The organism is Bergeriella denitrificans NBRC 102155, assembly GCF_001592185.1.
In the GTDB taxonomy this organism is placed as follows: Bacteria; Pseudomonadota; Gammaproteobacteria; order Burkholderiales; family Neisseriaceae; genus Neisseria; species Neisseria denitrificans.
Genome location: NZ_BCWL01000039.1, coordinates 1 through 12,542, shown reverse-complemented (window position 1 = coordinate 12,542; position 12,542 = coordinate 1). Strand labels below are relative to the sequence as shown.

Annotated in this window: 9 protein-coding genes; 4 read left to right on the top strand and 5 right to left on the bottom strand. The window is 52.7% G+C overall.

Annotated elements, in window-relative coordinates:
* Nucleotides 1-90: 90 nt before the first annotated feature.
* The 3 genes from fusA to rpsL form a co-directional block, all read right to left on the bottom strand.
* Nucleotides 91-2,196, bottom strand: a complete 2,106-nt coding sequence (gene fusA / locus BDE01S_RS03975; RefSeq protein ID WP_066077673.1) for an elongation factor G — start codon at nt 2,194-2,196, stop codon at nt 91-93.
* Nucleotides 2,197-2,214: 18 nt separating this feature from the next.
* Nucleotides 2,215-2,685, bottom strand: a complete 471-nt coding sequence (gene rpsG, locus BDE01S_RS03970; protein WP_002215391.1) for a 30S ribosomal protein S7 — start codon at nt 2,683-2,685, stop codon at nt 2,215-2,217.
* A gap of 116 nt (nt 2,686-2,801) precedes the next feature.
* A complete protein-coding gene (gene rpsL, locus BDE01S_RS03965) occupies nt 2,802-3,173 on the bottom strand; it encodes a 30S ribosomal protein S12 (RefSeq protein WP_002218431.1) in 372 nt (123 codons plus the stop codon).
* 393 nt (nt 3,174-3,566) lie between these two features.
* Here rpsL and BDE01S_RS03960 point away from each other — a divergent pair, with 393 nt between their 5' ends.
* The gene (locus tag BDE01S_RS03960; protein WP_066077671.1) at nt 3,567-3,854 is read left to right on the top strand and encodes a ComEA family DNA-binding protein; all 288 of its coding nucleotides are present in this window, start codon (nt 3,567-3,569) and stop codon (nt 3,852-3,854) included.
* 268 nt (nt 3,855-4,122) lie between these two features.
* On the opposite strand, the gene mnmE is transcribed toward BDE01S_RS03960, so the two are convergent.
* Both mnmE and BDE01S_RS03950 read right to left on the bottom strand, forming a co-directional pair.
* On the bottom strand, nt 4,123-5,487 hold the full coding sequence (gene mnmE, locus BDE01S_RS03955; RefSeq protein ID WP_066077669.1) for a tRNA uridine-5-carboxymethylaminomethyl(34) synthesis GTPase MnmE: 1,365 nt from the start codon (nt 5,485-5,487) through the stop codon (nt 4,123-4,125).
* A 352-nt stretch (nt 5,488-5,839) separates the two neighbouring features.
* The gene (locus BDE01S_RS03950; RefSeq protein WP_066077667.1) at nt 5,840-7,702 is read right to left on the bottom strand and encodes a ribonuclease catalytic domain-containing protein; all 1,863 of its coding nucleotides are present in this window, start codon (nt 7,700-7,702) and stop codon (nt 5,840-5,842) included.
* 215 nt (nt 7,703-7,917) lie between these two features.
* Here BDE01S_RS03950 and BDE01S_RS03945 point away from each other — a divergent pair, with 215 nt between their 5' ends.
* The 3 genes from BDE01S_RS03945 (at nt 7,918) to BDE01S_RS03935 (ending at nt 12,449) form a co-directional block, all read left to right on the top strand.
* Nucleotides 7,918-8,721: a formate/nitrite transporter family protein gene (locus BDE01S_RS03945; RefSeq protein ID WP_066077665.1), complete on the top strand. Its 804-nt coding sequence runs from the start codon at nt 7,918-7,920 to the stop codon at nt 8,719-8,721.
* A gap of 1,175 nt (nt 8,722-9,896) precedes the next feature.
* The gene (locus BDE01S_RS03940) at nt 9,897-11,558 is read left to right on the top strand and encodes a YadA family autotransporter adhesin (RefSeq protein ID WP_169798082.1); all 1,662 of its coding nucleotides are present in this window, start codon (nt 9,897-9,899) and stop codon (nt 11,556-11,558) included.
* A gap of 87 nt (nt 11,559-11,645) precedes the next feature.
* Nucleotides 11,646-12,449, top strand: coding sequence for an OmpA family protein (locus BDE01S_RS03935; protein ID WP_066077660.1), 804 nt, complete (start codon nt 11,646-11,648; stop codon nt 12,447-12,449).
* The last annotated feature ends 93 nt before the right edge of the window (nt 12,450-12,542 follow it).

Here is a 12,542-nt window from a genome sequence, read left to right as displayed (position 1 = left end):
AGCTAATTCCTTTTCTGTAAAGATCAATATAAAGAACAATAGGCCGTCTGAAAATATTCAGTTGTTTTTCAGACGGCCTTTAGGGTCTGATTAGCCTTTGCGGGCTTCAGTTACAGCAGCGGCAACGTTCGCAGGAGCTTCAGCGTATTTTTTGAACTCCATTGAGTAAGTTGCACGGCCTTGAGTGGCGGAGCGCAGGTCAGTAGAGTAACCGAACATTTCTGCCAACGGTACTTCGGCGCGTACTTTTTTACCGCCGATGCCGTCGTCGTCCATACCCAGTACGATACCGCGGCGACGGTTCAGGTCACCCATCACGTCACCCATGTACTCTTCAGGTGTTTCCACCTCAACGGCCATAATCGGCTCCAGCAGAGCAGGAGAGGCTTTACGCATACCTTCTTTGAAGGCTTGAGAAGCAGCCAATTCGAACGCCAATTGAGAAGAGTCCACATCGTGGGAAGAACCGAATACCAAGCGTACGCGGACATCTACCACCGGGAAGCCGGCAACCACACCGTTCGGCAGGGTATCGCGGATACCTTTGTCCACAGACGGGATAAATTCGCGCGGAATCACGCCACCTTTAATTTCATCGATGAACTCGTAGCCTTCGCCACCGGGTTCCATCGGTTCCATTTTGATGACAACGTGACCGTATTGGCCTTTACCACCGGACTGTTTGGCGTGCTTGTATTCGGATTCCACTTCTTTGCGGATGGTTTCGCGGTAAGCCACTTGCGGCGCACCCACGTTTGCTTCCACGCCGAATTCGCGCTTCATACGGTCCACAATAATTTCCAAGTGCAGCTCGCCCATACCGGAAATAATGGTTTGACCGGATTCTTCGTCGGTACGTACGCGGAAAGACGGGTCTTCCTTAGCCAAGCGGTTCAGGGCAATACCCATTTTCTCTTGGTCAGCCTTGGTTTTTGGCTCAACGGCAACGTGGATTACCGGCTCAGGGAATTCCATGCGCTCCAGAATGATTTTAGAACCTTCTGCACACAGGGTTTCACCGGTCGCAACGTCTTTCAAACCGATGGCAGCAGCGATGTCGCCTGCACGTACTTCTTCGATTTCGGTACGGTCGGCAGCAGTCATCTGTACCAAACGGCCGATACGCTCGCGAGTGCCTTTAACAGAGTTAATCACGGTGTCGCCTGATTTCACCACACCAGAGTAAACACGGATGAAGGTCAGGTTACCAACGTATTTGTCGTTCAACATTTTGAACGCCAGAGCAGAGAACGGAGCGTCATCGCTGGCTTCACGGCTGTCCGCTTCTTCAGTATCAGGGTTAACACCTTGTACCGGCGGAATGTCGGTCGGCGCAGGCAGCAACTCAACCACGGCATCAAGCATACGCTGAACACCTTTGTTTTTAAAGGCAGAGCCACACAGCATCGGCTGGATTTCACCGGCCAGAGTACGCTGACGCAGAGCACCGATGATTTCTTCCTCGGTCAGCTCGTCGCCGCCCAAGTATTTGTCCATCAGCTCTTCAGAAGCTTCTGCTGCGGCTTCAATCATGTTTTGACGCCATTCTTCAGCAGTTGCCACCAAATCGGCAGGAATATCACCGTATTCGAAAGTCACGCCTTTATCAGCTTCATTCCAAATAATGGCTTTCATTTTCAGCAAGTCAACCACGCCTTCGAATGCATCTTCTGCACCAACCGGAATGACGATCGGTACAGGATTTGCACGCAGACGGGTACGCATTTGCTCAACCACGCGGAAGAAGTTTGCACCTTGGCGGTCCATCTTGTTTACAAACGCCAAGCGCGGAACTTGGTATTTGTTAGCCTGACGCCATACGGTTTCAGACTGAGGTTGTACACCACCTACCGCACAGTAAACCATTACCGCACCGTCCAATACACGCATAGAACGCTCTACTTCTACAGTAAAGTCAACGTGTCCCGGGGTATCGATGATGTTGAAGCGGTGTTCTTTAAACTGCTTCGCCATACCTGCCCAGTAAGAAGTTACCGCAGCAGAAGTAATGGTAATACCGCGCTCTTGCTCTTGTTCCATGTAGTCGGTAGTAGCCGCACCGTCGTGCACCTCACCCAGTTTATGGGTCAGACCGGTGTAGAACAAAATACGTTCGGTAGTAGTGGTTTTACCCGCATCGATGTGGGCAGAAATACCGATATTGCGGTACAGGCTGATTGGGGTCTTACGAGCCATTTGATTAGCCTTTCAAAATTAGAAACGGAAGTGGGAGAACGCTTTGTTCGCCTCAGCCATGCGGTGTACTTCTTCACGTTTTTTCAACGCACCGCCGCGGCCTTCAGAAGCGTCAATCAGCTCGCCTGCCAAACGCAGGTCCATTGATTTCTCACCGCGTTTGCGGGCAGCATCGCGCACCCAGCGCATTGCCAAAGCCAAGCGGCGTGAAGGACGAACCTCAACAGGAACTTGGTAGTTTGCACCACCTACACGGCGGCTTTTCACTTCCACGATAGGTTTGGCATTAGCAATGGCTTCATTGAATACTTCGATAGCGACTTTGCCGGTTTTCTTTTCGATTTGCTCCAGCGCACCGTACACAATGCGCTCGGCAACCGATTTTTTACCGTCAATCATCAATACGTTCATGAATTTAGTCAGCTCAACGCTGCCGAACTTAGGATCCGGCAATACATCGCGCTTGGGGACTTCTCTACGACGTGGCATATTAATTTCCTTTAAATCTATTCAGTCGGGACCATTCCCATGAATGCCCAAACAAGCATTCACTTACTCGGCCGTTTTTTCACACTAGGCGGCCGACGTGCCTAATGAAGTCCGAATTACTTAGGACGCTTCGCACCGTATTTAGAACGGGCTTGTTTACGGTCTTTAACACCTGCAGTATCCAAAGAACCGCGTACGGTGTGGTAACGTACACCCGGCAAGTCTTTTACACGACCGCCGCGAATCAGCACCACGCTGTGCTCTTGCAGGTTGTGGCCTTCACCGCCGATGTATGAAATCACTTCAAAACCGTTGGTCAGACGAACTTTACATACTTTACGCAATGCAGAGTTCGGTTTTTTAGGTGTGGTCGTGTATACACGGGTGCACACGCCGCGTTTTTGCGGGCAGGCTTCCAGTGCAGGCACTTTGTTTACGTACACAGGCTTTTGACGGCCTTTGCGTACCAATTGGTTAATAGTTGGCATATTTTCTCGTCCTGTTGAGTTAAATACTTGCTGACACCATGCCAGCAAGAGCGGAATTATAGTTTTCCGGCAAGGGTTTAGTCAAGGGGATAAGCGCCTAAACTTTTATTTTGCAACATTTTTACACATTTACTTGCCCACAGGCCGTCTGAAAAACGGATACATCCCGCCTTTGAATTCCCACTATTTAAGAGGATTATGAAAACACAAACTTAAGGACAAAAAGAAAAATGCCGATACCGAATGAAAATCTGCTTGAAGCAGTGCAGCAAATTATTTATGATGGATACACGGTAAGTATCGGTTCTGCCATAAGGAAAACCTGCTACCGCGGTTAAGCAAAACACCGTATCCGACGGAAACGCACTGTTACGGAAACAAAGGAGAAAACACATGAAGAAAATCCTCTTTACCGCCCTGGCCGCTTTGGCTGCTTCTTTCTCACTGGCTTCGGTCAACATCAATACCGCCAGCCAAAGCGAACTGGAAGCCCTGCCCGGCGTAGGTCCGGCCAAAGCCAAAGCGATTGTAGAATACCGCAAACAGCACGGCGCATTTAAAAGCACAGAGGAGCTGAAAAATGTGAAAGGTATCGGCGAAGGCATTTATTCAAAATTAAAGAATGAGGCCACGGTAGGTACACCTGCACGCAAACCGGCCGCACCTGCTGTGAAAAAATAATCAAACAGACTTTTGGGTCTTGGTACTTGGCAGTTTTAACATGGCTTTTTTCGTGAAAAAACCAAGCTCGCCCAAATCTTAAAATCGGCGTCAAAAGCCGTCCTCTATTATGATTAAGGGGGCGGCTTTTTGGTGACTAAAACAGGCTTCTACCTAGCGCGATATTCCCGTATCACCGGAATTTGGCATCATTAAGACAAAAAGGAGTTAACACTGCCGAAAGCATTATCTTGCAAGACGACGATACATATTCCACAAACAACCGCGCCTATTTCCCGATACAGAACCGCGAAAAAATCACCCCCAGCAAATCGTCGGCGGTAAATTCGCCGGTGATTTCGCTGCACGCCGTTTGCGCCAGCCGCAGGTGTTCGGCCAAGAGCTCGATTTGGTGGTTGCCGCACAGCGCGGCGTTTTCCAATTCGGCTTCGGCAGCGTGCAGGGCATTCAGGTGGCGGCTGCGGGCGAGAAACAGGCTTTCGCTTTCGCCCTGCCAGCCGATTTCCTGCAATAAAGCCCGCTTGAGCGCGTCCAATCCCGCGCCGGTTTTGGCGGAAAGCCGGATAACCGTATCCGCGCCGGACAAGGCCGCAAGTCCGTCTGAAATACCGGCCGCCTCGCCGGTTAAATCGGTTTTGTTGCGGATTTCGATTTTTTTCAGGCCAGCGGACAAATCCGCCAGAATGCTTCGGGTTTTTTCGTTGAGTCCTTCGCGCGGATCAATCAACACCAGCGCTACATCCGCTTCGTTGACCGCTTTGCGGCTGCGCTCGATACCGATTTGCTCGACCACGTCGTCGGTTTCGCGCAAACCCGCCGTGTCGATGATGTGGACGGGCACGCCGTCGAGGGTAATCTGTTCGCGCACGGTGTCGCGGGTGGTGCCCGCAATATCGGTGACGATGGCGATGTCATCGCCCGCCAGCGCATTGAGCAGGCTGGATTTGCCCACATTCGGCGCGCCCACCAGCACCACGTTCATGCCTTCGCGCAAAATCGCGCCCTGCTCGGCACTCGCCAACACGGTTTTCAGACGGCCTTGCAGGGCCTGCAGCTTGCCGCGCGCATCGGCGGCCTCGAGAAAATCAATGTCTTCCTCGGGAAAGTCGAGCGTGGCTTCCACCAGCATCCGCAAGGTAATCAAATCGTCAACCAGCCCGTGGATATGCTGCGAAAACGCGCCTTTGAGCGAACGCAAGGCCATGCGCGCCGCTGATTTGCTCGATGCGTCGATTAAGTCCGCCACGCTTTCGGCCTGCGCCAAATCCAGCTTGTTGTTGAGAAAGGCGCGTTTGGTAAACTCGCCGGGCTCGGCCGGTTTCGCGCCCAATTCCATGCAGCGCTGCAGCAGCATCTCCATCACCACCGGCCCGCCGTGGCCCTGCAATTCAATCACGTCTTCGCCGGTAAAGCTGGCGGGCGCGGCGAAATACAGCAGCAGGCCGTTGTCGATGGGCTGCCCTGCGCCGTCGAGAAAATCGGTATAAAGCGCCACGCGCGGCTTGGGCGTTTTACCGCCGCTGATTTGCGCGGCCAAGGGCAGCAGGTTTTTGCCCGACAGGCGGATCACGCCGACGCCGCCGCGTCCGGGCGCGGTGGCAATGGCAGCAATAGTGGGATTGGGTGCGGTCATTTTAAACTTGTGTATCGGAAATCGGGAATACGGTGATTATAGCAAAGGCCGTCTGAAAATCAGGGCATTTTCAGACGGCCTTGTTTGATCTTTTACGCATGAATATAATGCGCGTGGGGCTGATAGCAAAAAGCCCCATTGGCGTGGGGCTTTTTGTTTGAAACCAGCCCTAGAAAGGATGGTTTCATCATGAAACAGACCACGTCGAAAGGCTGCTTCAGACTGAAACTCAGTACAGTCATTAAGGCTATCTTAATGCTTGTGCTGCTGTTTAGTCAAGAGTAGTCATTGAAAAATAAAATGTTTACATTTTTCCGCCTGCCTTCAAAAGCAGGCGGTTTTTCTTGAGGTTTCAGACGGCCTGCGGCGCTACGGCTTTCACATAATTCAGGGCGATAAACTGCTTCTCCGAATCCAGCCCGGTGATGTTGAGCAATACCTGCGATTTGGGCAGCGCGTCAAACGGAATGCCGTTGGCGCGGGCAACCAGAGGCAGGCCGTCGATACGCACCAAATCTTCTTTCAAAATGGTGGCGGTGACGTCTTTCGCGCCCTGCTGCTCCAGATACACCAAGCTCCAATAGGCTTCCATTTCGCGCTGAAAATCGGCGTAGGCGCTGTAGGCGGTGTCGAAATCGCGCAGCGCGGCGAAAAGCCCGGCATCGTTTTTTTGAAACAGCGGCGCGGCGGCATCGTCTATCAGGCTGATGAGCTGCTTTTGGTTGATGTAGTCGGCGGCGCGGCGCAGCGGCGAGGTAAACCAGCCGTAATGTTGCACACCCATGCCGATGTGCGGCTCGGATTGGGTGCTCATGCGTACTTTGCCGGAGGGCTGCACGCGGAAAAGCCCCGGCAGGCCGTTTTCATCCAGCATTTGCGCCCAAGTGGAATTGGCGAGAATCATCATCTCGCTCACCAGCGTATCGATGGGCGATCCGCGCTCGCGGCGGGAAACCGACACCTTGCCGTCTTCGTCCAACTCAATGCCGTAATCGTATTGCGGCGCGCGGTTTTCCTCATATTTGCCGCGCGCTTTCTGCAGAGCAACGGCAAATTGGTAAAACCAAATCAAATCATGATGATGGGCAAACAGGCTTTGTCCGTCCGAATCTAAACCGGCTTCGGCGTTGAAATGCGGCTCGATGGCTTGGATACGCAGGTTTTCGACAATATTGACCGCCTCGATTCTGCACACCGGCTCACCAACCTTGAATTCGGCATCGACATCAAAATAAATGCTCACGGCCGGGCGGTATGCCCCCGCGTCCAAGCTGAACGCGGCAATCCAGTTTTCCGGCAGCATGGTGATTTTGCCGCCGGGGAAATACACCGTGCTCTGGCGCGCATAGATGGTCTGCTCGATTTCGCTACCCGCCGCCACGCCCAGCGACGGCGCGGCAATGTGGATACCGACGCGCTTCATGCCGCCGCCCAAATCGGTCAGGCTCAAGGCATCATCGACTTCGGTGGTGGATTCGTCGTCAATCGAAAAAGCCGCCACATCCGCTTTCGGCCATTCCGGCAAGGCGGGTACGTCCATATCCGCAAAGCCCGTGCCCTTCGGAAAATGCTTCATCTCAAAGCCGTCGAGCAGATATTGCGGCAGTGCGGTAATCCCGCCGTTGCGCTTGGCTAAACCATAGGCCGAGAGCTTCAACGCGTCGGCGGCTTTGGCAAACGCTTTGTATGTCAGCGACTGCTTGTCGGGCGCGTGTAAAATCGTTTTCAAATCCGCCGCAATTTCAGACGGCATTTCGCCCTGCTGCAAGGCTTCCGCCCACGCTTCAATCTGCGCGTCCTGCTGCTTTTTGCGCTCGATGGCCGCCAATGCCTGCTTGAGCGTTTCTTCCGGCGCGGCTTTGAACACGCCTTTGGCTTTTTTATAGAAATACATCGGTGCGGCATAAAGCGCGATTAAAGTGGCCGCCAGCTCGGTTTTAGAAGGCGCGTGGCCGAAATATTCCTCCGCAATCGCTTCGGCGGTAAACTCCTCCGCGCCGCACACTTCCCACAGCAAATCGGTATCGATTTCCCCCGCTTCCGCCTGCGCCTTGTCCAAAAACGCCGCCATATCGCCATCGAATTCGGCAAACACATGATTGGCTTTGACTTTGGTGCGCTTGCCATGTTGGGTATCGACCTGGTAAGTCGCATCGTTTTTCTGCACGATGGCGGCCACTTTGAACTGGCCGGATTCTTCGTAAAAAATATTCATTTAAGGCTTTGCATCCGGATTTTTTAAGGGTAGGATTTTAACAGATTTATAGCAGAAAGGCCGTCTGAAAACCCGCGCACCCCGCATTTTTCAGACGGCCTGCCCGCCTTATAACCATTGGTTTCTCCCGCCGCATTTCAGCGTATTAAAGGTTATTTCAGCTTGACGCGTTATTTTGTTACATTAACGGCTGATGATTTTTTAACGGAGCCAATATGAGCCAAACCGACAGCCGCGACTTTTATCCGCACGAAATCCTGCAAGACGTCATTACCAAAAGCCAGGCCAAATCCAATACCAACCTCAAAACGCTGGCAATTCTCAGCTTTTTGGGCGGCGGCTATGTCGGCTTCGGCTATCTGGCCTATCTGCGCGTCGTCAGCGGCATCCCCGGCGACTGGGGCGGCCTCGCTGCCCTGCTCGGCGCCGCCGTGTTCCCGATTTGCTTGATTTGTATCCTGATCGGCGGCGGCGAATTGGCCACCGGCAACATGATGATGATGGCACTGGGCAAACTGAGCCGCTGCGTATCGTTTAAAAAACTGGCGCGCAACTGGGCCATCGTCAGCATCGGCAACCTCGCCGGCGCCGTGTGTATGGCCTTCTTCCTCGGCCACTACGTCGGCCTGGCCGAAGGCGCCGCCGCTGCCAAAACCATCGCCATCGCCGAAGCCAAAATCAATATGGACTTCGGCCGCGCCTTTATCTCCGCCATCGCCTGCAACTGGATGGTGTGTATGGGCATCTGGTTCTACTTCGGCGCCAAGCAAACCTCCGGCCGCATTTTGGCCATGTGGTTTCCGGTGATGATTTTCGTGTTGATTGGTTTGCAGCACTTCGTCGCCAATATGTTTATCATCCCGGCCGGCATTTGGGCGGGTGCGAATGTGACTTGGGGGCAGTTTTTCTTCAACATGATTCCGGTGTTTTTGGGCAACGTCACCGGCGGCGCGATGTTTGTCGGCGCGTCTTACCTGTATGCCTACAAGCATTTGCTGAAAGACGATTTCTCGATTTGATGATTTCGCACCACAGGCCGTCTGAAAATACTGCAAACGCAGTTTTCAGACGGCCTTTTGCCTTGGCAAAAAAAGCGTGAGCATCCACAGTCGTCATGAGCTTCGCCAGTCCGCTTTGCTTCCCGCGCGCAGGCGGGAATCCAGAAGCCGAGCGTTTCAGAAGCCTGTCCAAAATTGCAGCCGTAGGACGGGCTTCCTTGCCCGTCGCTCATTCGTAGAATGAGATATCTTTCTATATTGGGTAATTCTTTGTCTTACGGCAAAGCGACGGGCAAGGATGCCCGTCCTACGGCTATTTGTACTGTCTTATGAATTTTCACAGACAGAAAATCGCCAGATTTTCGTCATTAGCTTCGCAAGTCCGCTACACTACCCCCTCGCAGGCGGGAATCTACCTATAAAGTGCGGTAGCTTAACTTAAAACAATATGTATCTATATCCGAAGCAGATTCCCGCCTTACCGACACCAACCCCGCCTTGTTGTGAAATAACTACATAAAATAACGGCAGCAACCTACGTCGTTTCACTTAAGCCGCAAGGGCAATCCCTCTAGTTTCCTTGCTCTAAAGCACTCCCCCTCCGATTTGACGCATACGGCGCATCGGCTCAAGTTGTAAACAAATTTCTGCCACTGCAAATTTTTCCACAATAACTGCAAACAAAATGATTATTTTTGAACAATATGGTAAAATATAAGTCGAAGGCCTATTAAGGCCTATTTTTATGTATATTTATCTAGCCGCAGGGTTCACGATAATTCAGGATTGAATAAAGAAATTGTCGGCACTCACATATACGGCCACTCAGACAAGTAATACATATGGGCTTTCTTTTCTTTAAATCTTGTGTGTTTATTTAGGAGAGAATAATGACACGCCCAACTTTTAAATTATCCTTACTCGCCGGTGCGGTACTGTTGGCTTCTGCGCCAGCGATGGCAGCAGACACTGATTGGACTACTTTTTTTGACGCTCCCATTCCAGCAACCATCACTAATTTGCAAACCCCAGGCAATACTAACATTACAACAAGAACCATCCAAAGCATGAACGTTGGTGTTGATGCAACATCGCGAAGAGGTGGTATCGCTATCGGCACAGCAACAAATGCTAGCGACCTTGGTGTTGCAGTTGGCGGATCGGCAAATACTGACAATGGCGGCGCGGCAATTGGCGTGGCAGCCAGATCAGGCAAAGCTGCGGTAGCAATCGGACGTCAGGCGGCGGCATTAAACGACCGCGCGGTAGCAATCGGCGGTACTGCGGTTGCAAATGAAAAGGGTGCTGTGGCGTTGGGTAGCCAAGCAACGGCAACTGCTGCAGGCGCAGTAGCAATTGGCGGCAGCAATGCTGATGCATTAACCGATTATGACGCCGCTACAGCAACCACCGCCAGCGCGACCAATGCCATCGCCATCGGTCAAAACGCCAAAGCCACCACCGCAAATTCTGTGGCATTGGGTAACGGCACAACCACCGCAGCCGCCAGCAAAACACTAAACAGCACTGTTGGCGACATCACCTTTGGCGACTTCGCTGGTCAAAGCGTAACTGGCACTGTCAGCGTCGGCTCAAGCGATGCACAGCGCACCATTTCAAACTTGGCTGCAGGCGCATTGTCTACCACCAGCACAGACGCGGTGAACGGCAGCCAACTGCACGCGACCAACACTGTGGTAGCCAATGTGGCAAAAAGCGTTAAAGGCCTGATTGGCGGTAAGGCAACAGTAGATCCCAAAGGCAATATTACGACAACCGACATCGGCGGCACAGGTGCAACAACCGTAGACGGTGCGATTGCCAACTTAAAAGGTAAGATTGACAACTTCAAGAGCGCAACGGTGAGCGCGGGTGATGGCATTCAAGTAACGCCTACCCCCGTAAACGGCACAACTGACTATAAAGTGGCACTGTCTGCTGACGCCAAAGACAAGCTGGATCAAGTGGGCGATTTGGCCAAAGACGTGGCGGCAAACAAAACTGCCATCACCAATCTGAACACCACAACCACCAACCTGACCACTCGCGTCGCGGCGAATGAAAAAGGTGTGGCTGGCAATAAAGCAGCGATTGAGAAAAACGCAGCTGACATTACTGATTTGTCAGGTAAAGTAGCGACCAACACTACTAACATCGCGAACAACAAAGCCGCTACCGAGAAAAACGCAGCTGACATCACTGATTTGTCAGGTAAAGTAGCGGCTAATACCACCAATATCGCGAACAACGCTTCCAAAATCAATACGTTGGAAAACAACTTCAACGACTTGACCGCCGAAGTGGGCAAAAACGCAACTGCGATTGCAACGAATGCAGTGGATATTGCCGACAACAAAGCTGCGATTGCGGCAAACAAAGCGGCCAATGATGCGAAAAACGCCGAGCAAGACCAAGCCATCCGCGCGGCTAAAACCGAAGTGCAAGCCGGTAGTGCCGATGTCGAGGTGATTCCGAGCACCGGCGCTTACGGCCAAAGCATCTACACCGTCGATATGTCTGCGGTCAACAAAGCCCGCCTGCAAAACGTCGACCGCTTGGATTCGCGTATGCGCGCTGCGGAAGGCCGCTTGGATAAAATGGATAAACGCATCAGTGATTTGGACGACAAATTCGGTGCGATGGGCGCCAGCACCATGGCAACCGCCGGCTTGATGCAAAGCTACCGCCCGGGTCAATCCAATGCTTCCATCGCTGTGGGTCAAAACAGCAAACACCGCGCCATCGCTGCCGGTGTGAGCACCATCTCCGACGGTGGTAAATGGGGCGTGAAAGCTGCTGTGGCCGTAAACACTGAAAAAGACGTTTCCAGCAGCCTGGGCGTGAGCTGGTTCTGGTAAGCCGCCGACTGAAACGACTTTTTGATATGGTCGGGTCGGCATGGATGCCATACCGATCCGACAGCTTTGGATTTTGGATAAAATATCATGAAAATTTTGACATTTTTAGGTACGGGCGCGGCTGCCCTGGCGCTGACTGCCTGCTCTTCGCTCTCTCCGGTAACGGCCGAAGGTATGACGGATGCACCGGTTTTCCCGGCTACCGACAAAGCAACCGTCGGTAAACGCGCCGAGCATCTGGGCACTTTCCCCGACCCTTCCGCATTGGCGCAAATCCGCGCCGGCATGTCGCGCGAACAGGTTTATACGCTGCTGGGCGAGCCGCATTACAACGAGGGCGTGCGCGTACGCGAGTGGGATTATCTGTTGAACTTCAACACCCCACGCGGCGTACAAACCTGCCAATATAAAATCACCTTCGACCAATCGCGCTTGGCACAAGGCTTCTACTGGAATCCGGTCACGCCGAACACTCATTGCGCCGCTTTAGCCAAGCCGGGTACACCGGCTCAAGCGCCGCGCAATTCGTTCACATTTACCGACACGTTTACGCTGAACAGCTACCAACTGGGCGACATGACCGCGAACGGCAGACAGCAGCTGCAACAAGCGGCATCCGCCATCAAATCGCTCAACGCGAAAACCGTGATGGTCGTCGGCCACACCGACCGCTTGGGCTCTGATGCATACAATTTGGACCTGTCCAAAAAACGCGCTGAAACCGTAGCGGATTACTTCATCGCCCAAGGCGTACCGGCGCATGCCGTACACAGCACCGGCGAAGGCAAAAGCCAGCCTGTTGTGCAATGCGATGCCAACGCACCGCTCGCCCAACAAGTAGAATGCCTGAAACCCAACCGCCGCGTGGTGGTAAAAGTTTACGGCGAATAATGCTTTAATGATGAAACACCCGGCTGATCCAGCCGGGTGTTTTTATATCGCCGGTAAACCTCATCTCTGAATGAATGGGCATTTATAGTCGGA

Bases quoted from the DNA above. Each gene is read 5' to 3' on its own strand.
- rpsL (WP_002218431.1), bottom strand. From the start codon at position 3,173: ATGCCAACTATTAACCAATTGGTACGCAAAGGCCGTCAAAAGCCTGTG.
- rpsG (WP_002215391.1), bottom strand. From the start codon at position 2,685: ATGCCACGTCGTAGAGAAGTCCCCAAGCGCGATGTATTGCCGGATCCT.
- BDE01S_RS03960 (WP_066077671.1), top strand. From the start codon at position 3,567: ATGAAGAAAATCCTCTTTACCGCCCTGGCCGCTTTGGCTGCTTCTTTC.
- mnmE (WP_066077669.1), bottom strand. From the start codon at position 5,487: ATGACCGCACCCAATCCCACTATTGCTGCCATTGCCACCGCGCCCGGA.
- BDE01S_RS03935 (WP_066077660.1), top strand. From the start codon at position 11,646: ATGAAAATTTTGACATTTTTAGGTACGGGCGCGGCTGCCCTGGCGCTG.
- fusA (WP_066077673.1), bottom strand. From the start codon at position 2,196: ATGGCTCGTAAGACCCCAATCAGCCTGTACCGCAATATCGGTATTTCT.
- BDE01S_RS03945 (WP_066077665.1), top strand. From the start codon at position 7,918: ATGAGCCAAACCGACAGCCGCGACTTTTATCCGCACGAAATCCTGCAA.
- BDE01S_RS03950 (WP_066077667.1), bottom strand. From the start codon at position 7,702: ATGAATATTTTTTACGAAGAATCCGGCCAGTTCAAAGTGGCCGCCATC.